A 26,182-nucleotide genomic window follows, 5' to 3' on the forward strand; every position below is an offset into this window, starting at 1 on the left:
CAAAACTGCAAGTTTATGCGCGAGTTGAACCTCAAACACCTGCATTATTTCTGGGTGGTTGCACGCGAGGGCTCAATTACACGGGCGAGTGAGCGCTTATTTGTAACTCCGCAAACCATCAGTGCCCAGATTCGGGAGCTGGAGCAACGCTTGCAGTGCGAGCTCTTTGAGAGGCAGGGGCGCAGTTTACGCTTGACCTCTGCGGGCAATACCGCCTTGCAGTACGCCGACACCATTTTTGACCTGAGTCGGGAATTAGCCGCAGTGCTGGTCGAGGGCGGCGTAGAACTGCGCCAAATGCGCGTGGGTATTGTCGATGTGGTGCCTAAGTCCATTTCCGCACTCCTCATGCAGCCCCTGCTCAAGGCAGATCCTGCTCCTCGCTTACTCTGCCGCGAGGGCAAGTTGACCGACTTAGTCGCGCGCATGGCCCAACAGGGTCTGGACTGCGTGATTTCAGATTTGCCGGCCCCCTTGGGTGCGAACCTACGCCTGTACACGCAAGAGCTGGGCAGTAGTCCGGTGAGTTTTTTTGCGGCCGAAGGAGTGGCGCCGGCTGCACACAAGGCTTTTCCCGAGAACCTCAATGGCTCACGTTTTTTGCTGCCAAGGCGACATACCGCCCTGCGTACAGCCCTGGAAAATTGGCTGCGTGAACATGGCGTGAACTACCATCTGGCTGGGGAGTGCGACGACAGTGCTCTCATCAAAGCCTTGGGCCAATCGGGAGCCGGGGTTTTTATTGCGCCAACCGCGGCCGAGGCTGAGGTGGTGCACCAATACGGTGTGGAAGTGTTAGGGCACACCGAAGATCTGCAAGCCCAGTATTTCTTGATCACGACCACACCGATTAGTGAGCGGCCTTTGCTCTCGGCTATCGTAAGCAATGCGCGTGAGCGCCTGTTTGCGCAGGCGGATGCTTAGGGCCTCATCCATCCCCGTTGGTCTTACCAAAATCCCCACACGATGAGCCCTACCAGCCCGACCACGGCCACCGTCCCAGCTCGATAGTCCCGATACCAGGCAAGGCGAGGGTCGGCAGCGGCGTCTTCCAGGCGAAAGAGGACCGACCTCTTGGGTGGGGCTGCAGGCGCATGCCGTTGATACCACTGACTGCTCATCACCAAAAGGAGGCTGCTGACAATGGCCAGCAGCCCGGCATCAACGGTGAAATGCAAGGGCCAGTGTTCGCTACGCCCCAAGCCGAAGAGGCACAATCCCAGGGCATGGCCACCGAGTAAGGTGACCCAGGCGGCTTTGGGATGGGCGCGTGCCCACAGTGCTCCACCAATGAACACCACCGCCACTGGCGGAACCGCATAAGCAAAGACTTGTTGCAAGTAGGCAAATAGCCCTGGGAATTGGCGAATGATTGGCGCCCAGCCTATCGCCAGCAACATGAAACCCAGGGTTGTCGCCCTGGCGATCGCAAGACGCTTGCGCTGGGATAACTGGCGATCTTCCAGGCCCACCAAGTCATACAAGGTGAGGGCCGATGCGGCATTCAGGGCCGAGTCGATGGTGCTCATGATGGCGGCAATCAACCCCGCGAGAACCAGGCCGCGTAAGCCTACGGGCAGCAGCTCCTTGACCAGGGTGGGAAAGACCTCATCGCCACGCTCTAGGCCCGGGAACAAGGACACCGCCATGGCTCCAGGCAGCACCATGATGAATAAGGGCAATAACTTCAGTGCAGCGGCAAAAAGCGCACCCCGCCGAGCCTCGCTGAGATTTTTTGCAGCCAAAAAGCGTTGGGAAATGTATTGGTTGGTGGTCCAGTAGTACAGCCCCATGACGGGTAAGCCCAGGATCAGGCCTGGCCACGGTAGATCATCATCACTGGCCGGGCGAATCATGTGCAGATGGTCGGGGGGCGTGGCCTTGAGTACGGCCAACCAAGACCAATCAAAGGCTTGGAAGCACACGACCGTAATTGCGATGGAGCCCGCGAGTAGGATCAGCGCCTGGATGGCATCGGTGAGCATGACGGCTTTGAGACCGCCGGCGCTGGTGTACAAACCCGCGAACAGGCCCAGCCCAATCAGGGTGGGCCAGAGCGGAAGTTCTGGCACGAAAACCTGCAGGACCAGCGCTCCGGCATACAGGCTGCCAGCTGTGTCGACCACAATGGAGAGAAAAATCATGACGCCGGAGACGTAGCGACGGGCCCGCCGATCAAAGCGTTGCTCAATGTAGTCCGGCAGAGTTTGGATGCGGTTGCGCAAATACAAAGGCAGCAAAACGATAGCCGCAAAGACCAAGGCCAGTGCCGCCATCCACTCATAAGCGGCGACCGCAATGCCGCGGTTATAGGCGGCGCCAGCCAGTCCGATGAGCGTGGTGCTGGAGATGTTGCTGGCGAACAAAGAGAGGCCTACAACGCTCCAGCCCAGGCTACGCCCGGCAAGGAAAAGGTCATCGTCGCTTTGCGTGTTGCGGCTCACACGCCAGCCAATTCCGGCCACCAATACCAAGTAGAGCAGCGGAACGGCTAAGTCCCAGAGCATCATCGAGTGGGTCCTCCATCGCGAGCGATTTGCGCCATCAACCCTAACAGCCCCAGGCAGAGGAACAAGTCAGAGGAACAAGCCAGGGGGGGGTGCAAGGTGGGGCTGGCTATGTCACATTTCTGCCATGAACAATCCAAGCTCGCCGGTGCTCAAGCCGCAAATTCAGCTCATCGCTTACCCCGATCGCATCGGCAGCAACCTCGCTGACCTGCATCACTTTCTCGAAACCAGAATGGCCGGATGTTTCGGTGGGGTCCACATTCTGCCGCTGTATCCCAGTAACGCCGATAGTGGTTTTTCCCCATTGACGCATGAGGAGGTCGACCCCGCCTTCGGCAGCTGGGATGACATCGAAACCATTGCGCGGGACTACGACCTCTGCCTGGATCTGACGCTGAATCACATCTCAGATGCATCGGCGGAGTTTCAGGATTTCGTGGCCAAAGGCCGCGACTCAGAGTACGCATCGCTGTTTGTAGACGTGGATGGCTTTGGTGACTTCACCGCCGATGACTTGGCCAAGATTCACATTCGCAAGGAGAAAGAGCCCTTTCGCGAGGTGCAGTTTGCCGACGGTAGTCAGGCACGTGTGTGGTGCACTTTCACCGAACATCAAATTGACCTGGATTACCGCTCGCAGAAAACCTATGAGCTCATGCAGCGCTACATGGAGTTTCTGTGCGCGCGAGGGGTGAAGCTGTTTCGGCTAGACGCCTTCGGCTACACCACCAAGGAGCGTGGAACCAGCTGCTTTTTGGTGGAGCCGCGGGTCTATGAAATTTTGGACTGGTTTGCCGATGTGGCTGAGGAGAATGGCGCTGAGGTTCTACCTGAAGTGCACGATCATTACTCCTATCAAATGGCCATTGGCGCCCGCGGCATGCGGCCTTATGGGTTCGCCTTGCCACCACTGATTTTGCACGCGCTGTTAGATGCCGACAGCCGTTACTTGAAGAATTGGCTGCGCATCTGTCCGCGTAATCAAGTCACCGTGCTGGACACCCACGACGGAATTTGTATTCCTGATGTCGAAGGCCTGCTGCCGGCCGATAAGATTCAAGCCACCATCAATAATGTGTCTGAGCGCTCCGCCGACCCCATCCTGCGTGGCTCGGCTGCCAACGTGCATTCGGTGGGTGCGATTTATCAGCTCACCTGCACCTTCTATGACGCGCTCAAGCGTAATGATGACGCTTATATATGCGCCAGGGCAGTGCAGTTTTTTTGCCCTGGCATACCGCAGGTCTACTACGTAGGGGCGCTAGCCGGTCAGAATGACTGGGCGCGCATGGAGGGCAGCGGTGAGCTACGCGACATCAACCGGCATAGTTATGACTTCGCCGAGGTTGATACGGCATTGGAGCAACCCGTGGTGCAAAGGCTGATTGCCTTGATGCGCTTTCGCAATCAGCACCCGGCTTTCGCCGAAGGTAAGTTCGTTTTGCATTACAGCAACGACTCTTCTCTGGTCATGGCCTGGGAGGCTGAAGGCAGCTATGCCCGTTTGGAGTTAGAGCTACATTTCCGCAAAGCGACCATCTACTACCACGACACCCATACCGGGGTGGACGCGGTATTCACGCCTTAGGCATGAGCGCTTTGAGCCTCAGCTGTGCTGCTGAGGCTATGGCTTACGCAAAAGTGGGGCCGGGGTTTCAAACGGGGCGCTGCGGTTTGGCCTAGCCCCCGGTCATTGTTCAAGCCGGCTACACTGCCGGGCCAAAGCGCCGTCGAGGGCGGCATGGGGATGCTAGGCGTTTCGCCTGATCAATAGAGGAGATGAGGATTCATGGCGCGGTTTGCGGAATATACCCAGTACGATGCAATGGGTTTGGCCGAGTTGGTGCACAAGGGTGAGATCAGCGCGCAGGAACTGCTGGCCGAGGCGCAAGCACGCGCTGAACAGCACAACCCTCAGCTCAATGCCATTGTGGCCCGCCTCGATCATGTGGCAGATGCTGCGCTCAAAGCGGGCTTGCCCGACGGCCCCTTTCGGGGAGTGCCCTTTCTGCTTAAGGATCTGAGCAATGCTCTGGGCGGAGAGGTGCGTACGTCTGGTTCACGCTACTTTCGGGATTTCGTTCCGGCTCAAGATTCGGAGCTTGTGCGTCGCTACAAAGCTGCTGGTGTGACGATTTTTGGGAAATCAAACACCCCAGAATTCGGCACCATGCCCATCACCGACCCAGACTACTTGGGCAGTGCGCGCAATCCATGGAACACCGAGCACACCCCCGGAGGATCTTCAGGGGGCGCAGGTGCAGCCGTTGCTGCTGGCATTGTGCCGATGGCCAATGGCGGAGATGGTGGAGGCTCCATTCGGATTCCCGCGTCCTGCTGTGGCCTCGTTGGGCTTAAGCCCACCCGCGCGCGTACGCCATGTGGCCCAGAGGTGCCTGAGCACTGGTTTGGCATGAGCATTGAGCATGTGCTGAGTCGCAGCGTCCGCGATAGTGCAGCCATGTTGGATGCCACCTGCGCGCCCGAAGAAGGGGCGCCTTATGCCGCGCCGCCGGTGCCACAGGGTGGTTTCCTGCAGGGCTTAGATTCGCCGGTGAAGAAACTCCGGATCGCCTTCACCACGGCTGATTGGCTGGGCCGCGGCCTAGACCCCGAGTGCATTGAAGGGGTGCATAACACCGCCAAATTGTTACAAGACCTCGGGCATGAGGTTGTCGAGGCTGATCCCGGAGTGAATCGGGAAGAGTTCATCTACGCCATGGGCACTATTACCTCCGCTGAGACCAGTGCCATGATGCAGGCGGCGGCTCGGAGTACAGGGCGCAAGCTCACCCGGGCTGATTTTGAGCCACATAACTGGGCTATGTACAAATTGGGGCAGGCCTTCACAGCGGCTGAGCTGCAATGGGGTGTGGCCACCATGCGTCGTATCGGCCAGCATATGGCCCAATTCATGCGGTCTTATGATGTGCTGCTGACCAGTACGCTGGGTATGCCGCCGGTCCCTTGCGGGGCACTCAAAGCCCAGGGCATGGAAAAAGTCATGCTCAACCTCATTAACGTATTGCCGCTGGGCCGAATCGCCACGCAGCGCGATCTACTCATTCAAAATTACGCGCCCATCTTTGACTGGATTCCGACCACGCCCATTGCCAATGCCAGCGGTGCGCCTTCGCTATCCTTGCCCTTGCATTGGTCCTCTAACAACTTGCCTGTGGGCATGATGTTTACCGGGCGCTTTGGTGATGACCTCACCTTGTTGCAATTAGCCCGGCAGTTGGAACAGGCCCAGCCATGGTTCGATAAGCGGCCAGCAGGGTATTAAGCCTAGGTCTGTGGCGTAGGCGACTGGAGCTGCGCGACCTAGCGCCTCGAGCGCATATCGCCGCTCTAAGGCTATGGAGCGCCGGGTCAGGTTTTGGCTAAGCCGCGCGCTTGGGGCGATTGCAATAAGGCTCGGCTCTCCAACAACACCGACATAGCATGGTCGTAGCCCACGCGAACCAAATCATCGATGTGCTCCCAGTCAAACATCCCCACCTTGGGGACGGGCATCTGAATGAACACATCGGCCATTTCGCGTCGTTGTGCCAGACCAGACTCACTGGTCAAGGTGGCTGTACGGGTCAAAATCTCAAACAGGGAAGGGCGCTTTTGCTCCAGGTCCCATTGGTGCAAAACGTCGACCGCAGGGCCTTCTACGCCGCGGCAATGCACAGTGCCTTCAGTCCCTACATTGCTGGCCAGCACGGGGCCTCGTCCCCAGTCATGCATCACATCCGTGGGCAGGTTGTTGACGATGCCCCCATCGGCATGCAAGTTGCCCTTCCAGCCGATGGGAGGAGCAACCCCAGGGATACACATGCTGGCCGCACACCAGGTGGCTAAGCTGCCCTCGCGGTGCGCATGGGCATGGCCTTGGGTGAGATTGGTACTGAGGCAGTAGTAGGGGTGCCACAGACTCTCAATCAAGGTGTCACCAAAAAGTTCGCGTAGGGCTTTGTAAAAACGCTGGCCGCGAATGAGGGAGACGCGCGGAAGCACAAAGTCGTTCATCAAGTTGCGCTGCACGAAATTGTCGCGGCAGATGCCGACCATTTCTCGCGGCGTAATGCCCTGTGCCCACAGCGCTGCAATAAAGGCTCCCATACTGGAGCCGCCAAATAGATCCACCGGAATATTCAACTCGCTCAGGGCGCGCGCCAAACCGATATGCGCGAAGCCCCGCGCGCCACCGCCACCCAGCACCACGCCGATAGCACGACCAATGAGCTGGCGGGCAATGGCGTCGACGGTGTCTTGGTCTCCGGAGCACCAATAATGGTGGTCACGGGCTTGAAGTTGCTGCTTTAAACCCTGCACCTCACCCAGCGCATTGCCATTGCGTCGGAGAATGACCTCACGGGTGGACAGGTGTGGCGCGTCGGCCAGTAAGGCCAGGACCTCGTCGCGAACACGCGGCTGATGGGCTTCGCCGGCAAGCAATAGAGCGTCGGCCTGGCGCAGGCAGCGCCGCTGCCATTCTGGGTGTGCAGCGTGCGGTTTCACCACGAATAAAAGCATATCGTGGGCACGTTCCTGTTCCCCCAGCCAGCGCACCAGGCGCCGATTCTCGGCGCTGTCCGCAAAGGGCGTTTCTGAGGTGCCGGGGCCCAATGCGGCGTCAACGGTGGCTGCATCGATGACGCACACCTCTTGTTCCCGGCGCAGACTCTCGAGCAGGCGACGTTCAAATTCCTTGGCGCCGGACCCTGGCCACAGCTCCATCAAGCTCATGGTTTTGAGCGGGCTACTCTCAGGACCATGGTGACGCCGATGCAGTTGCTGCTGGCGACGCACCACGCGACGTAATGTGAGGTAGAGGGCGCCTGGGTACATTTGTAGCGCCGTGAGTAATTTGAGCCCGGGGAGCTCCAGCAGCACGCTATCGCGCACCGCATGCACGGTATACATCCGCGGTTGATTGGCAACCACGCTCACATCGCCAATGGACTCGTCAGCGCCGAACTCTCTGTGGATGAGGCCGCTGCTTGAAGAAGAGCGCAGGCGCCCGCTCACCACCACATACAAGTGATCGGCCGGTTCACCTTCTTCCATCAGCTGGCTGCCACCCGGCAGCTCTATCAGCCTTGCGGCTCCGGCGATGGCCGCTAGGGGCTCAGCGTGGATCTCCCGAAATAGTCGGGATCGGGCGAGGATGGAATGTATGTCCATGGCCGGGTACAGCAGTCACCTTTAAGATGCCGCTTCAGTCTGCCATGTTGCGAAGGCTTCTGAATGACCGCCGCATTTTGTTTTTACGATTTAGAAACCTTTGGGACCACACCGGGTCGGGACCGTATTGCTCAGTTCGCTGTACAGCGAACCAATGCGCAGTTTGAACCCACTGCTGAACCCGAGGTGGAGTACTGCCAACCTTCACTGTGGCCGCTGCCTGAGCCCGGCGCTTGTGTGGTGACCGGAATCACACCGCAAATTGCCCAGGCCAGAGGCTTGCCTGAGTGGCGCTTCTGTGAGGCTTTATTGGCGGCCCTGGCAGGACCCAACACCTGCGTGGTGGGCTACAACTCTAGCCAGTTCGACGATCCCTTTGTGCAGCATTTGTGCTGGCGCAATTTTCAGGACCCTTATGCTTGGCATTGGCGGGATGGGAACAGCCGCTGGGATTTGCTCACCTTGGTTCGTGCCGCCTTTGCTTTGCGTCCGCAGGGCCTGCAATGGCCTTCCAAGCCCGATGGCGAGCCCAGCCTGAAGCTGGAGGATTTAGCACGCGCGAACCAACTTCCCCAGCCCAAGGCCCATGATGCCCTTGGGGATGTGACCGCGACTTTGGCCTTGGCGCAGCTGCTACAGCAGGCCCAGCCTAAGCTCACGCAATATGCCTTGAGCTTGCGCAATAAGCGCCAGGTCTTGGATTTGCTGGAGCCCGGACAGCCTTTGGCCCATGTCAGCGGCAAAATTCCCGCCCGTCATCGCTGCCTGACTCTGTGGCTGCCTGTGGTGGCCAGTGCGACCAATGCCAACCAATGGCAGGGTTTGGATCTGCGCGGTCCTTTAACGCCATGGCTGGAGTGGTCGGCTGAAGAGCTGGCAGAAGCGATCTATAGCCGTAGCGAGGACTTGCCAGAGGGCTTGGAGCGTCCCTTGTTCAAGGGGGTGACGGTGAATCGGGCTCCGTTTTTGGCGGACCCGGCGACGATTGACGCGCACAGCGCTCAGCAGGCGGCCTTAGATGTGGATGCCTGCTTAGCCAAGGCAGATGCTATCCGCGACCATTGGGACATTATTGTGGCCAAAGTGCGCGCCATCGAAGCTATTCGTCCCGACTATGCTGACCGCGACGTGGAAGCTCGACTCTATGACGGCTTTGTTCCTGAAGCGGACCGCCGTCTGAGTGACGAAATTGTAGCTACGCCCTTAGAGGACCTCGCCAGTTTCTCGGGTCGTTTTCAAGATGCGCGCTTAGAAGAGCTGCTGTTTCGCTTTAGGGCGCGACATGCCGCCGAGACCCTGAGCGCCGCTGAACAAGAAGAATGGCAGCGACTCTCCCGCCAGCAAGTCGAATTTGCGCCGCACGGGGGTCTGAGCTTGGAAGACTTCATGACCCAGGTGCAGGTCATGGGCCAACAAGCCCAAGGGGAGGACAAACGGGTATTGGGCGAATTATGGCGCTGGGGTCAGGACACGGCGCGCAGCGTAGGGCTGCTCTAAAGTCTGGTTGCTGCGCTAAACCATTTAATCTGCAGAGGAGAGAGACGTGCAGCCTTTACTGAGTCCACTCGCGGTGCCTGTGCGGGTTGCCTACGGTTTGGGCGCTATGGCCGAGGGTGCTAAAGACACCTTATTTAGCGTTTTCCTCTTGTTCTACTACCACGGTGTTGTGGGTCTGGATCCCGCCTTGGCTGGCTTGGCGCTATTTCTAGCCTTGTGTCTGGATGCGGTCAGCGATCCTTTGATGGGGGCCTTGTCCGATCGCTGGAATAGTCGTTGGGGGCGGCGCCATCCATTCATGGCGCTGAGTGTGCTGCCGGTTGTCGTGGCGCTATATGCCTTAGTTCAGGTCCCCCAGGGACTCAATCAGCTTGGGATTTTTCTCTGGCTATTGGGCTTTTCTATACTCGCGCGCCAGGGGATGACGCTGTTTGCGGTACCTGGTAATGCCATGCTGCCGGAGCTTTGTCAGGGCTATGACGAGCGCACCGAAGTGGTGGGGCTGCGATTCTTATTTGGCTGGTTAGCCGGGCTGGGAGTCGCGATCGTCGGTTATGTGGTGTATTTCCAAACACCGCCAGGTATGCCGGATGGGCGCTTGGATCCACAGGCTTGGCCACCCTTCGTGGGCTTTGCCGCAGCCGTAGCGGTGTGTGGCATTGTGATTAGCACCGTGGGAACCTATCGGAGTTGGCAACAACGAGCGGCACCGCGCAGCTCCACTTTGCAATGGTCCCTGCTGTGGAGGGATGTGCGCGCTGTGCTGGCCCTGCAGGCTTTTCGTCCGCTGCTGTGGTCGGCGCTATGCAGCGCTGCCGCCTGGGGCTACATCAATGCCACGAGTTTGTATGTGAATACCTGGTTTTGGGGGCTGAGTAGTCAGGCCTTAGGCGGCTTAACCATATCCATGGTCATTGCAGTGATCATCGCCGCTGCGGCTGCGCCAGGACTGTCGGCGGCGACCGATAAGCGTCAATTAGCTTTGCGCTTAAGTCAGTTTGCCTTGCTCTTTGGCCCTTTGGCCGTTGGGCTCAAGCTGCTCGGCTGGTTTCCCGCTCAAGGCAGCCGGGAGGCCTTTGCCTTGTTATTCATGCATACCCTGATCCTGTTCACGGCCCTCATCAGTATCTCGATTTTGGTGGCTTCTATGCTCGCGGATTTGGCCGACTGGAGTGAGCGCCAACATGGCCAGCGGCATGAAGGTGTGTTTGCCGCAGTGATGGCTTTTGTGATTAAGGCAACCTCAGGCCTGGGGGCTTTGTTGGCCGGCTTGGTTCTGGCCCTCATTGGCGCAGACCCCACGACGGCGATCGCCGCTGGTGGGGCTGTAGAGCAGGCCATGCCCGCTACCAACGCCAACGCTCTGGCCTTGGCGCTCGCTGGCGGGATAGCTCTGCTGTTCACTCTCTCGGTGGTGTTTTTGGCGCGTTATCCCTTGCGCCGCGCCGACTTCAGCCGCGCTGCTTGAGTAGCCATGGCAGCCATTGCGCAAAAATTTGGCGCAGGCTGCGCGCTAGCAACGGACGGGTGAGGCGCTGTACTCGTTCACTGCGCGACTGCCAGCGCAAAAATGCGGGCAAAAGCGGCACGCGCCCCCCGCTGAGTAGCTCAAGACTGTGGGCAAGTTGCCACATGTTGTCCCAAGCATAGTCCGCCATATGCTCCCAAAACGCGGGCTGTGTTTTTGCCGCCTGCAATCCAGCGCTGAGTAGAGGGAGCAGATCCAAGCGGTTGTTGATCTGAGATTGCGGCCGGTAGAGCTGCGGCGCAGCGCGCAGAAAATCCGTACAGCCTGCTTGGCGGGCACACATGATGATGAGCATGCCCAGGTAGCGTTCGGCGGTGCCCTCGGTCACAAAACGCCGGGCGGAGGTATGGAGTTGGCCAGGGAGGGTCATCCATTGGCCTTGCGCCCGAATGGCCTCGCCAATGGCTTGGTCTTCTAGGAATGGCAGTGTCTGGTCAAAGCCGCCCAGCTGTTGCAGCCAGTCGCGGCGAATGAGCAAGCCCTGATCTCCATTGAATGTTTGCGGCAGGTTGAGCCCAGACTTGGACTCCAGGCGGGCGAAGAACCACTCATACCCAGGAGGTTGATCCACAAAACGCAGCTGAAAGTGCGCTGCGGTACGGGCTGGTGCTTGCTGCCAAGCCCTGAGCGCCTGCGCTAACAGCTGCGGCTGAGGGAGACGACTGTCTGCGTGCAGAAACAGTAGGGCCGCGCCTGCGGCTGCGCGCCAGCCCCGGTTGAGCTGGCGCCCGCGGCCTGGAGCACTATGTAGCACTTCAGCGCCGTGCGCTAGGGCGATCTTGGAGGTGTTGTCCTCGGATTGGCCATCAACCACCCAGATTCGCAAGGCCACATCGCGTTGCTCGCGAAGATCGGCCAGGAGGTTTGGCAGTGCCTGGGCCTCGTTGCGGGCTGGAATAATCACCTCCAGCGCTTGCATGCCTACCATGGGCTCTTTAGTGTCAGGTTTCAGCTAACAAGGATGCCCGAAGCCATGAATTTACGGCCCGCTGTTTGGACTCAAGCTCCTGGTTTGAGTGAGCCCGCTGGCAAGGTAGAGGTGAAGGCCCCCTTTGACGGGCAAGTTATTGCGGCTGTGGAAACCAGTACGCCTCAAGCTTTAGCCCAGGCTATGGATAGGGCGGCGGCGCTCTTTACGGACCGCGAGGCTTGGCTGCCAACGCCTGAGCGCATCCAGATACTCGATCGCCTGGGTCAGCTCATGCAAGCACAGGCGGATGAGTTGGCCGTAGAGGCTGCACGGGAAGGGGGTAAGCCTCTGACGGACTCGCAGGTGGAGGTGCAGCGGGCCATTGATTGCGCTCGGATTTGTACCGAAACGCTGCGCAGCCAAGCGGGTGACATGGTGCCTATGAACGTGTCGCCCAGCAGCGCTGGGCGTCTAGCGCTGACGCTGCCCGAGCCGATCGGGCCGGTGTTGGCGGTGTCGGCCTTCAATCATCCCCTCAATCTCATTGCTCACCAAGTGCTGCCGGCCTTCGCCGTTGGCGCTCCGGTGATTGTGAAGCCGGCGCGTAGCACTCCATTGTCGTGTTGGCGGTTGTGCGCCCTGCTGGCTGAGGCTGGTGCTCCGGATGGCTGGGTGACCCCGCTGCTCCCAGACAGTAACGCGGCATTTGCTGATGTGATTGAGGATGCGCGTTTGGGCTTTTTTAGCTTTATCGGCAGCGCGAAAGTCGGCTTTAAACTACAAAAGCAGTTAGCCCCGGGTGTGCGTAGCGCACTCGAACATGGCGGCGTCGCCCCGGTGATTGTTCGTGAGGATGCCGACTTAGACAAAGTGCTGCCTGGATTGGTCAAGGGCAGCTTTTATCACGCTGGCCAGGTCTGCGTGTCCGTGCAACGCATTTTTGTCGCCCGTTCTCGCGCTGAAGAACTGACTCAGCGCTTGGTGCAGGCTGCACAGGCACTCAAGCTGGGCGATCCCATCGAGCACGACACCGAGGTTGGGCCGTTGATTGCCGTTGAAGAGCGTGATCGCGTGGCCGAATGGGTGAGCGAGGCTGTGGCTGCCGGAGCCCAGTTGTTATGCGGCGGACAAGCTCAGGGCTATGCTGGCTACTCTCCCACGGTGCTGTTGAATCCGCCGGATCAGGTGCGCGTATCGACCGATGAAGTCTTCGGCCCGGTGGTGTGTGTATACCCGGTAGATGATGATGCCGAAGCCCTCAGCCGTGCGAATCAATTGCCGGTGAGCTTTCAGGCGGCCGTCTGTACCCAGGATGTGGATGCGGCCCTGCATTTGGCGCGCAGCCTCAAGGCACAGGCGGTGATGGTGAACGATCACACCGCATTCCGTGTGGACTGGATGCCCTTTGGGGGGCAGCAGCAATCTGGCTATGGCCTTGGCGGTATTCCGTACTCCATGGCCGAAATGCAGGTGCAAAAGATGGTTGTGATTCAATCTGCTGCGCTACGCTAGCAAGATGAAATGTAGCCTTGTGCAGGCCTCGGCGGGGGCTGCCATTGGCGTAGGAGTGTGGCCGCGAGGGCGGTCTGGCCATGTTGAGTGGAGTGCGCGGTGAGTAAGTTACAACCCCAGGCTGATCAATGCGCACTAGAGCGCTGCAAAGCCTCCGATTTGTTCGTGCGTTGCCTGGAAGACGAGGGAGTCACCCACATTTTTGGGGTGCCTGGCGAAGAGAATGCCGACCTGATGTTGAGCTTAATGGACTCATCCATTGAGTTCGTGCTCTGCAGGCATGAGCAGGCCGCAGCCTTTATCTGTGATGTGTATGGGCGCCTCACGGGAAAAGCGGGAGTGTGTTTGTCCACCTTGGGTCCCGGAGCGACCAATTTGGTCACTGGTCTCGCCGATGCCAATATGGACCGCGCACCTACCGTCGCCATTATTGGGCAGGGTTCCATTAAACGGCTGCATAAGGAGAGTCACCAAAACATGGACGCCATCGCCATGTTGCAGCCGGTGAGCAAATGGGCGCGCTCCATTCCCGACCCAGAGGTCATTCCGGAAGTGGTGCGCAAGGCCTTCAAGTTAGCTGAGGCCGAGAAGCCTGGTGTGAGCGTGGTGGAGCTGCCGGAAGATATCGCCAGTGCGCAGATGCTTGGGCGCCCCATGCATGTGTACAAAACCCGACGCCCGGCCGCCGACCATAAAGCGGTGGCGGCTGTGGTGGACCTATTACTACGCGCCGAGCAGCCGGTGATCCTGGCCGGCAACGGCGCCGTGCGCAAGCGCGCTGCCGCGCAGCTCACTCGCTTTGCTCAGCAGACGGGCATCCCAGTGATCAATACATTCATGGGCAAAGGGGCGATTCCGCGCTCAGACCCGCATTGCTTGTTCACCATGGGCTTGCAGGGGCGCGACCATGTCAACCAGTTGATGCATGCTGCCGATGTGGTGATCTGTGTGGGCTATGACCTTGTGGAATACAGCCCACACTTTTGGAATGAGTCTCTGGATAAGGCCATCATTCATATTGACTTCACTCCCGCCGAAGTCGACACCCATTACACCGTGGCGGTGGATGTGGCTGCGGATATTGCTGACGCCTTGTGGCAAATCAACGAAGCCTTGGCGCAGCAGCATCAACCTCGCCTGCCGTTGAAGGATATTGGTGGCTGGCAGGAGCTTCGGCAAACGATCTTGGAAGACTTTGCCCTGGAAAAAGACTGTTTGCAGATGCCGATGAAGCCGCAAAAGATTCTGTGGGACGTGCGCGAGTTTCTAGGCCCCGAGGATATCCTGCTCGCTGATGTGGGGGCGCATAAGATGTGGGTGTCGCGCTACTACCAGTGCGATGTCCCGAATACCTGTTTAATTTCTAATGGCTTTTGTTCCATGGGCTTTGCCCTGCCTGGGGCCATTGGGGCGAAATTCGCCAGGCCAGAACAGCGCGTGTTGGCCATCTGTGGCGACGCTGGTTTCCTGATGAATGTTCAAGATTTGGAAACCGCGGTGCGCCTGCAACTTAATGTGGTGTACGTGGTGTGGGTGGACGGCAGCTACGGTTTGATTAAGTGGAAGCAACAAAATGAGTTTGCTGGGCGCCATTCCAATCTAGATTTCGGTAATCCCGACTTCGAGCAACTCGCTCAGGCATTCGGGATGTGGGGGCGGCATTTGCAAGAGGCAGCCGACCTTCCGGCGGCGCTAGAAGAAGCCTTCGCGCAGCAGGGGCCGGCACTCATCAGTGTTCCCGTAGATTACGCCGAGAACCGCAAGCTCACCGAGCGCTTGGGGCAAATACCCACCAGTTTATGAGTCGCCACAGCGCCAAGCCTCAGCGGCGCCTGGCGGGTGCTCCGCAGCAGCTGCGCATCATTGGTGGTCAGTGGCGTGGACGTAAACTGCCCGTGGTCACCGCAACAGGTTTGCGACCCACATCGAATCGGCTCCGCGAGACGCTGTTCAACTGGCTGCAGACGCGAATCTACCAAACCCATTGCTTAGACCTATATGCCGGCAGCGGCGCGCTAGGTTTGGAGGCCCTTTCGCGCGGCGCAGCGCATTGCACTTTCGTCGAGCGTCAACCGGTGGCCCTGCGGGCTTTGGAAGAGAGTATTGATCTGCTGGGCGCCCATCAGGTCAGCCAGGTGATTGGGGCCTCAGCCCTGGACTGGCTGGGCTCTACCCCGCAAAGCTTCGACGGAGTATTCATCGATCCGCCATTCGACCAAGACCTTTGGGAGGATAGTTTGCAGACCCTGCGTTCCCGTCTTAATCCGGGCGCTTGGGTGTACCTGGAGCGCCCATCCGGCTACAGTGCGCCCTGGTTGCAAGACTGGGATGTGCTGCGGGAGAGTCGGGCTGGTGAGAGTCTGGGTTGCCTGCTGCAACTCCCGCCAGGAGATTGACGGATGATTGCCGCTTATACAGGCACCTTTGACCCTATTACCCTCGGCCACGCGGATATGATTGCGCGCGCCAGTCGCATGTTCGATACCGTGATCGTGGCTATTGCGGTGTCATCGGCGAAGAAACCATTGTTTGATTTGCCCACGCGAGTGGCTATGGCGGAGGCCTCATTGGCTGACCTGCCCAACGTCAAAGTGCAGGGCTTCCAGGGTCTGATGGTGAATTTCGCGCGCGAAAACAATATTGAGGTGCTGGTGCGCGGGGTGCGTAACGTCACGGACTTTGATTACGAGTCGCAAATGGCGCGCATGATCAAGCACCTGGATGCCGAGCTGGAGACGGTGATCCTGCCGCCGACGGCGCAATACGCGCATATTTCTTCCACCCTGGTTCGCGAAATTGCCAGCCTCGGTGGGGATATTTCGGGTTTGGTGCCGCAGCCTGTGTTGGAAAAGGTGAACCAGCAGCGCGAGGGTCAGTCTTGAGGAGCGTTAAGCGCCTATCCCAAGCCGGCCTCCTGGCTCTAGTCTGGCTGAGCACTTCGCTGCACGCGGGTCTACAGCCTCCCCAGGCGGCTGTGGCATCAGCGCACCCTCTGGCTACGCAGGCTGGCGAGAACATATTGCAGGCTGGCGGCAATGCCTTTGATGCAGCGGTGGCCGTGGCGGCGATGTTGGCCGTGGCTGAGCCCTCAGGTTCGGGCCTGGGTGGCGGTGGATTTTTCTTGTTGCATAGCGCGGAGGATGGGCGAAAGCACTTTCTGGATGCTCGGGAAACGGCGCCGGCAGCCATTCGTGCCGCCATGTACTTGGACGAAGAAGGCCGACCACAGCGTGAGCTTCTACGTCGCGGTCCGCTCGCAGCGGGAATTCCTGGCTTGCCAGCAGGTTTGGTTCAGTTGGCGCAGGAGTTTGGTTCCATGCCGCTGAAGCAGCTATTGGAGCCGGCTATTCGCGTGGCTCAAGAGGGCTTCGAGATTGATGCCAAATTAGCACGCACCATGGCTTATCGAGAGGCCGATTTAGCGAGCTATGCCCATAGCGCTGCCGTGTTTTTAGATGAGCAAGGCCAGGCCTTGGCAGCCGGCACAACCTTAAAGCAGCCGGATCTTGCACGCACTTTGCAAAAGTTGGCTACCTTTGGCCGTGCCGGGTTTTACTCGGGCAGTGTGGCTGATGAAATGCTGCGCAGCGTTCGCAACGCCGGTGGTGTGTGGACCGCGGAAGATTTGCGCGATTATGCGGTGAAGATGCGCAGGCCCTTGGTGCTGGGTTTTGGTGACTGGCAAATTGTGACCGCCCCTCCTCCATCCTCTGGCGGCCTGGTGCTTGGCGAAATCTTCCAGATGCTTGATCTGATGGGTTTCACCACGGTGGAAGACATCGGGCTGCGCCGTCACATGCTCATCGAAGCCATGCGCCGAGCCTATTTTGATCGGGCGCGCTATATGGGCGATGCCGACTATGTTCCGGTCCCCAGCCGGCGTTTGTTGGCCAGAGAACATGCACAGCAGTGGTTAGAGTCCTATTCGCCGCGCCATGCCACCCCCAGCGCTGAGCTTTCACCCGAGCCCATTGCCTCGGTAGGCATGGGCATGAACACCACGCATTTTTCCATTCTTGATGGGCAGGGCAACCGCGTATCTGCGACCTTGTCTATCAACTTTGGTTTGGGGGCGGCATTCGTTGCGGGCCGCAGCGGTGTGTTGCTGAACAACGAGATGGATGATTTTGTCATTGCCCCTGGTGTGCCTAACGGTTATGGCTTGGTCGGTGGTGAAGCGAATTTGGTGGAGCCCGGCAAGCGCATGCTGTCGTCGATGACGCCGACCTTCTTGGAGGGGGCGGAGCGTGTGGCCATTCTGGGAACGCCAGGCGGTAGCCGCATCATCACCATGGTGTTGCTGGGGCTATTGGACTTAATGGAGGGGCGCAGCGCGTCTGAAGTGGTCGCAGCGCCGCGTTTTCATCACCAGTATTTACCCGACGTGGTGCAGCTGGAGCAGGGTGGTTTTGACGACGAGGCCAAAGAGTTGCTGCAACTGCGCGGCCACCCAATCAAAGAACTCAGTCGCCAGTATGGCAATATGCAGGTTGTGGTCTGGGACCAGGACAAGGCCAAGGTAGATGCTGCGGCCGATCCCCGGGGTGTGGGTAGGGCGAGTAGTTTTGTAGTCCGCCCCTCGATAGAACAACAAGCATTGGAGCTGATTCCTTGATAACCGTTCACCATTTGGAGAACTCTCGCTCGCAGCGGGTGCTGTGGCTGCTGGAAGAGTTGGGCTGCGAGTACGAGATCAAGCGTTACGAGCGCGATCCCAAAACCAGCTTGGCGCCAGCCGAACTCAAGGCGATTCATCCTCTGGGCAAGTCCCCGGTGATTAGCGACGGCGACACGGTGGTGGCTGAGTCCGGCGCCATTGTGGAGTATTTGGTGGATCGCTTCGGGGGCTCATCCATGCGCCCTGAGGCGGACACTCCGGAGTATTTGCAGTACCGCTACTGGCTGCACTACGCCGAAGGAACCCTCGCGCCTTTGCTGGTGATGAGCCTCATCTTTCGGCGCATTGAAACCGCACCTATGCCCTTTTTTATTCGGCCTATCGCTAAGGGCATATCAGCCAAGGTTAAGCAGAGTTACCTGGGTCCTAATCTCGATGCCAACCTGCAGTTTATGGAACAACACCTGCAGGCACATGCGTGGTTTGCTGGGGATAGCTTCACCGCTGCCGATGTGATGATGAGTTTTGGCCTGGAAGCAGCCGCGACCCGCAGTGGTATGCAGCAGAACTACCCAGCTTTAGCGAAAATGCTGCAAACCATGCAGGCTCGGCCGGCTTACCAACGCGCACTGGAGCGCGGGGGTCCTTACTCTCTGATGAGCTAGGCGCTGTTGCGCATCAAGAGTCTGTAAGCATGAGTTCTTCCATGTTTTTCGCCGCTGGGGGCGTGGTGCCGGCAACAGGGCAAACCGTGTCCATGGTGGTGAAGCCAGCTGATCTTCGTTCCATGCAGTCGTTGGTGAAGCTTCGCCAACGCACCTTGGGCGGCACTGTGGAATCTGTGCGGGACGATATCGCTCGCGAGCTTGGCTATGCCAACTGGACGGCCGTCGAGCGATTAGCAGACATGACTGCCAAGCTTGAAGATAAGGTCCGTGATGGCCTTTGCATGTTGCTCGAAAAATCCCGCGTTGACCCCGCCAAAATGGCGGAGTTTGAACGCGTTCCTCTGCTTTGGGAGGTGCGTAAGCGCGACGTGGTGGCCTGGTGGCGCTCTCAGGAAGACAAGCAAGCCCAGCACCACCCCGGAAGCGACGTAAAACGCGCTAGTGTGAAAGAGCTAAATGAGCAGGTGCCACAGCGGTTTATGGGCTTTCGGTATCGCGGAAGCCGCACCCTGCCAGATGCTATTGAACTGCTTACCTGGTGCGATGAACAACAGTTGCCGTTCCCCGATATCGCCTGGATTGACGGGGAATGCGTGACACCGGAAGTGCTGTTCTTTTATGGCCGGCACAGCTAAGCGCTGCTCGCGTGCCGCGCTACTCCAGGGCATCTCGATTTGCTGCGGGGCGTCTGGACGCTAAAACCAGTCCGATACCTCATGCGATAGGCAATAAAAAAGCCGGTGAACAATCACCGGCTTTTGGTTATTTCTGCCTGCCCGCTTACGGCAGCAGCGAAGCGTTGAAATCATCCCAGGTCACGATATCAAGATCATGACCGAGGTAACGCTCCGCATATTCGATGGCCTTAGAGATGTTGGTGTAGTTATTCGACAAGGCGAAGGGGGCAAGTGCCAGCGTACTGGCGACGCCCAGGGCACGGCCATCGTCGGTGATGATGTGGCCGCCGCTATCTCCAGGAATGCCGGGCGTGGCGAGGTAGACCGTGTAGCTCCAGCCCTCATTCGCCGTTTGCAGCACAAAGCCGGCTTTAGGGTGGAGTGGGGACACGCCCAGCTTAAGGGTGCTGGCTCCGTAGCCCCAAATCATGGCCCCTGCAGGCTGCAAATCTTCTGCGGTGGACGGAATTCCGGTAGGGGCACGGAAATGGAGGCTGGCCGGGTGGAGTAGATCAAGATGCTCAGCAGGCACTTCGAGCAGGGCGAAGTCGTTGCCATTACAAGCCGCCGATGAGCTCTCGTTGAAGTCTTGCATGGCATGCCAGGAGCTGTAATACGCTGGCAGGTCAACACTGCTCTCAGGAATCGAGTTTGATGGGTCGTAAATGTCCATCCGGCTGACTGTGGCAGACAGGTCAGTATAGGTGGCTGAGCAGCCATCCACAGAGGTGGACTCCCCAGGAACAATGCAGTGCGCGGCGGTGCTGACAAAATACCGCCCTTGATTATCCGTAAAAATAAAGCTGGTGGTGCAAGATGCACCACTGGTGGTGATGTTGTTGCCAGGGCGAATGCCCTTGGATTCAGGGTCGCCCCAGTTCGTGCTACTGCTAGCGGTTGTCGATTCCCCCAGCAGCGAACCCAGCAGCTCTGCATGGGCAACTGGCACTGCCATGGCGATGGCTAGAATGCCGGCACTGGTAGCTTTGAGCATGCTGCTGCGCTTCGACTGCTTTAGGGTCTGAATGAGCGTTGTCATTGTGTGTCCTTCCGTAGATACATGGCTGTTGGCATGGGCTCACGAGCACGGGGCTGTCTGCCTAAGGAGGCGACAAAGTCGCGTGAGCCATGAACGCTTTCAGCTTGGGGGAGAAGGTCGGCGATGTCTGTAGTGGCGCTGTCGCAACCCTGTGGTGTTTTCACTACAGCGCTCTTAGCGGAGCTATGGGAAAAGCTGAGGACTGTGGTGCTCAGTGAGACGCTGCAACCGCCAATAGCCTTGGCTAACTACCGGAGAGAAGTGTGGCGTCGTGTTTGCAGCAGACCGTGCACGAGGTAGCCACCGCCATAGCGGTCCGCTAGCGCAGACGGCAGCGGAGCCTGATCGTCCTTTCAGGCTGCTCCAGTTCCCGCTAGGGGTGACTAAACACCATCCTCAACATACGGCATGGCAATGAGGTCGTGCTCGGTAGCATCGACGATTTCTGCCTCAATCATTTGGCCAGGGCGGCCGGCGCCGGCGGGGAGGTGGACTACGCCATCAATTTCTGGGGCTTCGGCATAGCTGCGGCCGATGCAGCCTTCGGGGCCAGCCTCGTCAATAAGAATGGCGCAGATTTGGCCGATGCGGTTTTGTAGGCGTTGTGCACTGATGCGGGCCTGATGGGCCATGAAGCGGGCTTTGCGGTCTTCTGCCAAGTCAGCCGCGACTGGGTCGGGCAGCTCGTTGGCGGCGGCGCCGTCTACAGGGGAGTAGGTGAAACAACCCACGCGATCCAATTGGGCTGCGTCCAGAAAATCCAGTAGTTCCTGGAATTCTTCTTCGGTTTCGCCAGGGAAGCCCACAATGAAGGTGCTGCGCAGGATCAGCTCCGGGCAGATTTCGCGCCAGCGGCGCAAGCGCTCCAGGGTGTTTTCGGCGGCGGCCGGGCGGCGCATGCGCTTCAATACACTAGGGCTGCCATGCTGCAATGGAATATCCAGGTAGGGCAGGATGCGCCCCTGGGCCATCAAGGGGATGATGCGATCGACATGCGGGTAGGGGTAGACGTAATGCAGACGCACCCAAATGTCGAGTTCGGCCAGAGCCCGGCCCAAGTCTTCTAGATTGGTGGCGTAATTCTCGCCTCGCCATTCGCCTTCGCGGTAGCGAATATCAACCCCATAGGCACTGGTGTCCTGGGCAATGACCAGCAGCTCTTTGACGCCGGCGCGAGCCAGCCTTTCGGCTTCGCTCATCACATCATCAATGCCGCGTGATGCCAGCTTGCCGCGCATGCTGGGAATAATGCAAAAGCGGCATTTGTGATTGCAGCCTTCGGAAACTTTCAGGTAGGCGTAGTGGCGGGGGGTTAGCCTTAAACCTTGGTTGGGAACCAAGCTTTGGAAGGGGTCATGCGGAGGCGGTAGCTGGGCATGCACAGCCTCCATCACCGCTTGGTAATCCTGCGGGCCGGTAATGGCCAGCACATCCGGAAAGCGTGCGCGAATGCGATCATCGCTTTTACCCAGGCAGCCGGTCACGATCACTTTGCCGTTTTCGCTCAGGGCCTCATCGATGGCATCCATGGACTCCTCAATGGCGGCATCGATGAACCCGCAGGTATTCACTACAACCAAGTCTGCTTCGCTGTACTGCGGAACAATGCCGTAGCCTTCGGCCTTGAGCTGGGTCAGAATGCGCTCGGAATCGACCAGCGCTTTGGGGCAACCCAGGGAAATAAATCCAATGCGTCCAGCAGGAGCGCTGGCCAGGGCAGTATCAGACATCACAGGCAAGGACTGAGGCTCAATCAGGCGCGCAATCATGCGCGCTGGCTAAGGCGCTTGCAACCCAATCCTGAGCTTGCTGGGCATATTCTTTGCGCGATTCCCGTGGCGTGAGCCTGGGGCCAAAATGCAGCCTAGCCGTAATGCGCGGTTCCGCCAAACAGTTCCACAACACGCCAAATAAGGAAGGGCCGCCATCGATGTAGGCCACGCAGCTTTGGCCGTAGTGCAGCATGAAAGGCTGCACGGCGATGTTGCCGTCAATGGCTGCGCCGAAGAGCCGGGGTTGGAAACGGCGCAGGCCTTGACCGTCGGTCGTCGTGCCTTCCGGAAAAATCACGATGCGAAAACCCTGCTGCAGGCGCTGCAACATGTCTGCACGGAGTTGCGCCGTGTGATTGCCGCCGCGGGCAATAAACAGTGTTTTTGCTGCCTTGGTTAGAAAACCAATGATGGGCCAGCCTTTGACGTCATCTTTGGACACAAACAGCACTGGGGTACTGGCGCAAAGAACCACAATATCGATCCAGGATATGTGGTTGCCAACCAATAGCACCGGTGGCGACAGAGCCTCGCCGCCGGTTTGGATGTGCAGCCCCATGGCCCGTGCCAGGCAGCGAAACCAGTGCCGGGCTATGCCCTCGGGATGTTGCTTGAGGCGAGCCGGAATGGCCAGCAGCAATCCATAAAGTATGACGATGAATACGGCGATCAGGCGCCAACTACGACGCCAGGTACGCGCGACGCTGGCGTTTAACCGGCCAGGCGCGGACCCAGGAACCGCCGCCGATACCGCGGATGCAGTTCCTTGATGTTCAGCAGCATGAACACGTCGACGCAATGGAATTCCTCGTCCCAATAAGCCTCACCACAAGCGCGTGCGCCCAGGCTCACATAGGCCTTGAGCAGGGGCGGCATGCGTGACTTGGTCGCAGCGGCCTGAGGTGCTTGCGGATACGTTTTTCGAGATTGTACGCGCAAGTCGGGGGCGCTGAGGTAACGCTCGTTGATGCTTTGTAGGATGTCCAGGGCTTCGGCGGTGTTATCCAGGCCTATACTGGCGCAGCCAAACAAGTAGTCAATATTGTTTTTGGCGACATAGTCGGCCAAGCCCGACCACAAAGTGGCGATGGTCGCGCCGCTGCGGTAGGCAGCATCGACACAGGTGCGACCCACTTCCAATTTCGCGCCCACCAGCATCTTGATGCTTTCAATGGCGAACTCGTGTTCGGAGTAGAAGCCGCCGGCCATGTCTGCTTGCTCACCTGTTAACAGGCGCGTACAGGCCACGATACGGTCTTGGTCGTTGCGCACTATGAGGTGATCGCAATAACGGTCTAGGTTGTCGGCATCAATGCCCAGTTCGCCGCCGTCAATATCTGCGCCCATTTCTTCGGCAAATATGCGGTAACGCAGCTGCTGCGCTTCAATGACATCGGCGGGCGTCTGCGCCAGGCTGACTCGGAATTTCGGCAGTGCCTCAGCGGCGGAAGAGTGGGCCATTGATATTGACCTCCCAAGGTTGAACTACGCACACCGTAGTGAGCGGGCATGTCACCGAGGTGACGTCCAGATGACGTTATTGTGACACGCTGGCGAAACTCTCAGAGCTCATCCGCAATATGTGCCAGGGAGCCTGATCGCTGATCGCCCGGCTGCTTTTGCCCATAAACAGGTGCAGGCCCGAGGCTGTGATGTAGAGGTTGCCTTGGTTATCCATGGATAATCCATCTGGCCAGCGCAGCAAGGGGTGTTCTACCAGCGTCTGCAGTGCTTGCTGGGGGCCTATGGTGTGGAGCGCAGGGTGTTCGGGGTCGGTAAGGACGATCTGCCCCATGGCTGGGGAAAGGATGCCGTCGCTCATGGTTTTCAGCCCTAGGCGCTGAACCTTGGCGGCCAATTGCGCTGCAGTGAGCTCCACATTCCGCAGATCTTGGGTGCGTACTCGCCAGAGATAGTTGCTGGTGACGCTGGCGAAGTACAGCCATGTGCCCTCTGGGTCCAAGGCAATGGAATCCACGCCGGGACGAATGCTCACCAGCCCGAATAGCTCCATACGCCGGCCCGCTACGACCGGGACGTAACGCTCGGCACGGGTGGAGGCATGGCTCTCAAGCAGCCGCCGCGCCTGTTGGGTGCCGAGCTCGAACACGACCAAGGCGGGTGTTTGAGCAAAGAAGCTGGCGTCGGCTATGTACAAGGTTTGCCCGTCAGGACTAATTTGGAAATCGTTAAAGTGCGAGCCTGGGCCGGCAAGTTCAGCATCAAAGTGATGCTCTTGTTCTAGCACCCCGGTGTCGGCATTGAAGGCCATTACACGCGGTGCATGGAGCCCATGCCGGCCGGTATCCAAAACCCACAGACGCCGACGCGGGGCATCCAAGCGCAGCGAAAGCACTTCGTGAAAAGCCTGAGGGTGCTCGCCGCCCGGCTGCCACTGCGGCCCTGGCCAGGGCCGCCATTCGCCGGCTTCCCACAAGGCGACGTTGGTTGGCGGGCGGCCCTCAGGGTGGAAGCTGAAAAATACGCGCTCTGGGTTATCAGCGGCGACATTGCCTGGAGGGTAGGGCAGCTCTACCAAAACCTCGACGGCGTCGGCGCTTAATTGAGGCGAGGTTCGGCGGTCTGGAAATTCGGCGCCGCCCCCATAGTTCCATTTCAGGAATAAGCCCAGTCCAGCGCTGAGCACAACCACAATCACGCCGATCGCGGCTAGTAAGCGTTTCATGTGCCGCGCTGGCGTCCTTGTGTTTGTTCTTCCCATACGGGCTGAACGGCGTTAATCAGATGGCAAAACAACTCTGCGGTGACTTCAGCGTCATATCTGGCGGAGTGGGCGCCGGCTTCATCCCAAGGTAAGCCGATGGCCTCCACTGCGCGCCGCAATACGGTTTGGCCGACCACTGCGCCCCCCAAGGTGGCGGTGTCAAAAACCGAAAACGGGTGGAAGGGGTTGCGCTTAATGCCGCAACGCTCCACGGCCGCATTCAGAAAGCCCTGGTCAAAATGCGCGTTATGGCCGACTAAGATGGCGCGGGTACAACCCGCGTCGCGGATGGCTTGGCGTACCACTTTAAAGGTGCGGCCCAGGGCATCACACTCTTTAACGGCTGCGCGCAAGGGGTTGAAGGGTTTAATACCCGTGATCGCTAGGGCAGCATCTTCGATATTCGCGCCTGGGAAGGGCTCCACGTGGAAGTGCATGCGCTGGTCGATTTCTAGCCAGCCGTGCTCATTGAACTTGACGGTGCAGGCGGCTAACTCCAGCAATGCGTCCTTGGCTGCATTAAAACCACCAGTTTCCACGTCGACGATCACGGGCAGAAAGCCCCGAAAGCGTCGCGCCATGAGGGCCTTTTGCTGAGTCGAACCAGCGTCGATGTCGGTGTCTTCTTCGGGCAGGTTGTTCAACAATGAGATTCCAGCGGACGAGCGTGCAGGGTAGCTTAAGCGCTACCTGCAGCGCAGTCGCCGCTAGTTCTGGCAAGGATAGAACCAGCCTAATCCTGTCCGAATCGAGATCAAAGTTTTCGACTCAGGCCGCCCTGGATAAGGAGTCGTTTTTGCTGCCCAGCGGATAGATGTTGGCCACGGGGAAGGTCATGCTAAACCGCTTGACGGCCACGCTCAGCAGGGGTGTGGCGCGCTGTAAGGCGGGGAAACGCAGCCCGTCGGCCCGCGCATGAACCAGCTTGGCGGGGCTGATCTGGCCGCTCGCCGTGGGTGTATAGCGAAACTCTTGGCCTTCCCATTCTTGGCCTAGGGTATGTAGCCGTGAGGGCAATATGGCCGTGGTAAAGGGCAGGCTTAGCCTGCGATGCTGGTACTGCAGTTCAGCAAAGGGTTCTTGCGCGTCTTGCCGCAGCGCAATCTGCGTTTGTCCAGGTGCAGTGTCGGCGAATTGAAACTCCGCCTCATCCTTGGGGATGCCCCAGTTGGCGCGCCCATTAACCACGCTGGCCATACTGGAGACGAAAATGCGGCCGATGGTGAGCAGCCGGCCGCTATGCGCGAAATGCAACGATCCTGGAATGAACAACAGCTCGTGATAGGGCCCCACGGCCGAATCGGTGTAATCCACGGCCATCATCCAGCAGTAGCGGCTGGGCTGGCCTGTGGCCTGAACGAGCGGGGGAATACCGGCCTCCTGCAAGCTCAGGGGCTCAGGGAAGCGCAGCAGACTAATAAAGCCCCGGCCGGTCAAAGACCATGGTGGCGGCGCGTCGGCATGGGCTGCGGGGTTGGATGACATTGTGAAATCTCCTCAAGCAATGGCCCGATCATGCCAAAGACCTCCCCAGGGTGGTAGGGAGCGGCC

General features: G+C 58.9%; 22 protein-coding genes. 12 read left to right on the plus strand and 10 right to left on the minus strand.

Translation table 11 applies throughout. The features are described 5' to 3' along the window. Positions 1-15: 15 nt before the first annotated feature. Positions 16-924, plus strand: coding sequence for a LysR family transcriptional regulator (locus KI787_07575; GenBank protein MBV6629809.1), 909 nt, complete (start codon positions 16-18; stop codon positions 922-924). A 23-nt stretch (positions 925-947) separates the two neighbouring features. Here the strand turns inward: KI787_07575 and KI787_07580 are convergent, their stop codons facing one another. Continuing rightward, a complete protein-coding gene (locus tag KI787_07580) occupies positions 948-2,510 on the minus strand; it encodes a sodium/solute symporter (protein MBV6629810.1) in 1,563 nt (520 codons plus the stop codon). Between the two features lie 124 nt (positions 2,511-2,634). Here KI787_07580 and gtfA point away from each other — a divergent pair, with 124 nt between their 5' ends. Together gtfA and KI787_07590 are read left to right on the plus strand one after the other, a co-directional pair. Beyond that, on the plus strand, positions 2,635-4,098 hold the full coding sequence (gene gtfA, locus KI787_07585; protein MBV6629811.1) for a sucrose phosphorylase: 1,464 nt from the start codon (positions 2,635-2,637) through the stop codon (positions 4,096-4,098). A 201-nt stretch (positions 4,099-4,299) separates the two neighbouring features. Further along, on the plus strand, positions 4,300-5,796 hold the full coding sequence (locus tag KI787_07590) for an amidase (GenBank protein ID MBV6629812.1): 1,497 nt from the start codon (positions 4,300-4,302) through the stop codon (positions 5,794-5,796). Positions 5,797-5,882: 86 nt separating this feature from the next. Here KI787_07590 and KI787_07595 read toward each other — a convergent pair whose 3' ends face one another. After that, positions 5,883-7,685 carry a patatin-like phospholipase family protein gene (locus KI787_07595; protein MBV6629813.1) on the minus strand — a complete coding sequence of 601 codons (1,803 nt, stop codon included), beginning with the start codon at positions 7,683-7,685 and terminating at the stop codon, positions 5,883-5,885. A gap of 63 nt (positions 7,686-7,748) precedes the next feature. Between KI787_07595 and sbcB the strand changes: the two genes are divergently transcribed. Continuing rightward, positions 7,749-9,182 (plus strand): exodeoxyribonuclease I, encoded by a 1,434-nt coding sequence (gene sbcB, locus KI787_07600; GenBank protein MBV6629814.1) that lies wholly within the window; start codon positions 7,749-7,751, stop codon positions 9,180-9,182. 46 nt (positions 9,183-9,228) lie between these two features. Next, positions 9,229-10,650 carry an MFS transporter gene (locus tag KI787_07605; protein MBV6629815.1) on the plus strand — a complete coding sequence of 474 codons (1,422 nt, stop codon included), beginning with the start codon at positions 9,229-9,231 and terminating at the stop codon, positions 10,648-10,650. On the opposite strand, the gene KI787_07610 is transcribed toward KI787_07605, so the two are convergent. Continuing rightward, entirely contained in the window at positions 10,634-11,629 is a 996-nt protein-coding gene (locus KI787_07610; protein ID MBV6629816.1) for a TIGR04283 family arsenosugar biosynthesis glycosyltransferase, read from the minus strand. The two genes, KI787_07605 and KI787_07610, sit on opposite strands and share 17 nt — an antisense overlap. A gap of 54 nt (positions 11,630-11,683) precedes the next feature. Here KI787_07610 and KI787_07615 point away from each other — a divergent pair, with 54 nt between their 5' ends. From KI787_07615 to KI787_07645, 7 genes are all read left to right on the plus strand, one after another. After that, positions 11,684-13,132, plus strand: a complete 1,449-nt coding sequence (locus KI787_07615; GenBank protein ID MBV6629817.1) for an aldehyde dehydrogenase family protein — start codon at positions 11,684-11,686, stop codon at positions 13,130-13,132. A gap of 159 nt (positions 13,133-13,291) precedes the next feature. Beyond that, positions 13,292-14,935, plus strand: a complete 1,644-nt coding sequence (locus KI787_07620; GenBank protein MBV6629818.1) for an acetolactate synthase large subunit — start codon at positions 13,292-13,294, stop codon at positions 14,933-14,935. Continuing rightward, positions 14,932-15,528, plus strand: a complete 597-nt coding sequence (gene rsmD, locus KI787_07625) for a 16S rRNA (guanine(966)-N(2))-methyltransferase RsmD (protein MBV6629819.1) — start codon at positions 14,932-14,934, stop codon at positions 15,526-15,528. Before KI787_07620 ends, rsmD begins: the two co-directional genes overlap by 4 nt. Positions 15,529-15,531: 3 nt before the next feature. Continuing rightward, positions 15,532-16,014 carry a pantetheine-phosphate adenylyltransferase gene (gene coaD / locus KI787_07630; GenBank protein ID MBV6629820.1) on the plus strand — a complete coding sequence of 161 codons (483 nt, stop codon included), beginning with the start codon at positions 15,532-15,534 and terminating at the stop codon, positions 16,012-16,014. Continuing rightward, complete coding sequence (gene ggt / locus KI787_07635) at positions 16,011-17,747, plus strand: gamma-glutamyltransferase (protein MBV6629821.1); 1,737 nt, start codon at positions 16,011-16,013, stop codon at positions 17,745-17,747. Before coaD ends, ggt begins: the two co-directional genes overlap by 4 nt. Then, entirely contained in the window at positions 17,729-18,415 is a 687-nt protein-coding gene (locus KI787_07640) for a glutathione S-transferase (protein ID MBV6629822.1), read from the plus strand. Before ggt ends, KI787_07640 begins: the two co-directional genes overlap by 19 nt. 29 nt (positions 18,416-18,444) lie before the next feature. Then, on the plus strand, positions 18,445-19,053 hold the full coding sequence (locus KI787_07645) for a hypothetical protein (protein MBV6629823.1): 609 nt from the start codon (positions 18,445-18,447) through the stop codon (positions 19,051-19,053). A gap of 145 nt (positions 19,054-19,198) precedes the next feature. On the opposite strand, the gene KI787_07650 is transcribed toward KI787_07645, so the two are convergent. The 7 genes from KI787_07650 to KI787_07680 all read right to left on the minus strand — a co-directional run bounded on the left by KI787_07650 (position 19,199) and on the right by KI787_07680 (position 26,116). After that, complete coding sequence (locus KI787_07650; protein ID MBV6629824.1) at positions 19,199-20,134, minus strand: hypothetical protein; 936 nt, start codon at positions 20,132-20,134, stop codon at positions 19,199-19,201. Positions 20,135-20,517: 383 nt separating this feature from the next. Continuing rightward, positions 20,518-21,864, minus strand: a complete 1,347-nt coding sequence (gene rimO, locus KI787_07655) for a 30S ribosomal protein S12 methylthiotransferase RimO (protein ID MBV6629825.1) — start codon at positions 21,862-21,864, stop codon at positions 20,518-20,520. A 19-nt stretch (positions 21,865-21,883) separates the two neighbouring features. After that, positions 21,884-22,705 carry a 1-acyl-sn-glycerol-3-phosphate acyltransferase gene (locus KI787_07660; GenBank protein MBV6629826.1) on the minus strand — a complete coding sequence of 274 codons (822 nt, stop codon included), beginning with the start codon at positions 22,703-22,705 and terminating at the stop codon, positions 21,884-21,886. Continuing rightward, the gene (locus KI787_07665) at positions 22,618-23,367 is read right to left on the minus strand and encodes a GNAT family N-acetyltransferase (protein MBV6629827.1); all 750 of its coding nucleotides are present in this window, start codon (positions 23,365-23,367) and stop codon (positions 22,618-22,620) included. The genes KI787_07660 and KI787_07665 overlap by 88 nt, the downstream gene beginning before the upstream one ends. Before the next feature lie 76 nt (positions 23,368-23,443). Continuing rightward, positions 23,444-24,592, minus strand: coding sequence for a hypothetical protein (locus KI787_07670; protein MBV6629828.1), 1,149 nt, complete (start codon positions 24,590-24,592; stop codon positions 23,444-23,446). Continuing rightward, positions 24,589-25,212, minus strand: coding sequence for a ribonuclease T (gene rnt / locus KI787_07675; GenBank protein MBV6629829.1), 624 nt, complete (start codon positions 25,210-25,212; stop codon positions 24,589-24,591). Before rnt ends, KI787_07670 begins: the two co-directional genes overlap by 4 nt. Positions 25,213-25,399: 187 nt before the next feature. Further along, positions 25,400-26,116 carry a hypothetical protein gene (locus tag KI787_07680; protein ID MBV6629830.1) on the minus strand — a complete coding sequence of 239 codons (717 nt, stop codon included), beginning with the start codon at positions 26,114-26,116 and terminating at the stop codon, positions 25,400-25,402. Between the last annotated feature and the right edge of the window lie 66 nt (positions 26,117-26,182).

The sequence above is a fragment of the Oceanococcus sp. HetDA_MAG_MS8 genome (genome assembly GCA_019192445.1).
Taxonomy (GTDB): Bacteria; Pseudomonadota; Gammaproteobacteria; order Nevskiales; family Oceanococcaceae; genus MS8.

Bases quoted from the DNA above. Each gene is read 5' to 3' on its own strand.
- KI787_07595 (MBV6629813.1), bottom strand. From the start codon at position 7,685: ATGGACATACATTCCATCCTCGCCCGATCCCGACTATTTCGGGAGATC.
- KI787_07610 (MBV6629816.1), bottom strand. From the start codon at position 11,629: ATGCAAGCGCTGGAGGTGATTATTCCAGCCCGCAACGAGGCCCAGGCA.
- KI787_07680 (MBV6629830.1), bottom strand. From the start codon at position 26,116: ATGTCATCCAACCCCGCAGCCCATGCCGACGCGCCGCCACCATGGTCT.
- coaD (MBV6629820.1), top strand. From the start codon at position 15,532: ATGATTGCCGCTTATACAGGCACCTTTGACCCTATTACCCTCGGCCAC.
- sbcB (MBV6629814.1), top strand. From the start codon at position 7,749: ATGACCGCCGCATTTTGTTTTTACGATTTAGAAACCTTTGGGACCACA.
- KI787_07580 (MBV6629810.1), bottom strand. From the start codon at position 2,510: ATGATGCTCTGGGACTTAGCCGTTCCGCTGCTCTACTTGGTATTGGTG.
- gtfA (MBV6629811.1), top strand. From the start codon at position 2,635: ATGAACAATCCAAGCTCGCCGGTGCTCAAGCCGCAAATTCAGCTCATC.
- KI787_07670 (MBV6629828.1), bottom strand. From the start codon at position 24,592: ATGAAACGCTTACTAGCCGCGATCGGCGTGATTGTGGTTGTGCTCAGC.
- KI787_07650 (MBV6629824.1), bottom strand. From the start codon at position 20,134: ATGACAACGCTCATTCAGACCCTAAAGCAGTCGAAGCGCAGCAGCATG.
- rsmD (MBV6629819.1), top strand. From the start codon at position 14,932: ATGAGTCGCCACAGCGCCAAGCCTCAGCGGCGCCTGGCGGGTGCTCCG.
- KI787_07665 (MBV6629827.1), bottom strand. From the start codon at position 23,367: ATGGCCCACTCTTCCGCCGCTGAGGCACTGCCGAAATTCCGAGTCAGC.
- KI787_07575 (MBV6629809.1), top strand. From the start codon at position 16: ATGCGCGAGTTGAACCTCAAACACCTGCATTATTTCTGGGTGGTTGCA.
- KI787_07645 (MBV6629823.1), top strand. From the start codon at position 18,445: ATGAGTTCTTCCATGTTTTTCGCCGCTGGGGGCGTGGTGCCGGCAACA.
- KI787_07590 (MBV6629812.1), top strand. From the start codon at position 4,300: ATGGCGCGGTTTGCGGAATATACCCAGTACGATGCAATGGGTTTGGCC.
- rnt (MBV6629829.1), bottom strand. From the start codon at position 25,212: ATGGCGCGACGCTTTCGGGGCTTTCTGCCCGTGATCGTCGACGTGGAA.
- rimO (MBV6629825.1), bottom strand. From the start codon at position 21,864: ATGTCTGATACTGCCCTGGCCAGCGCTCCTGCTGGACGCATTGGATTT.
- KI787_07615 (MBV6629817.1), top strand. From the start codon at position 11,684: ATGAATTTACGGCCCGCTGTTTGGACTCAAGCTCCTGGTTTGAGTGAG.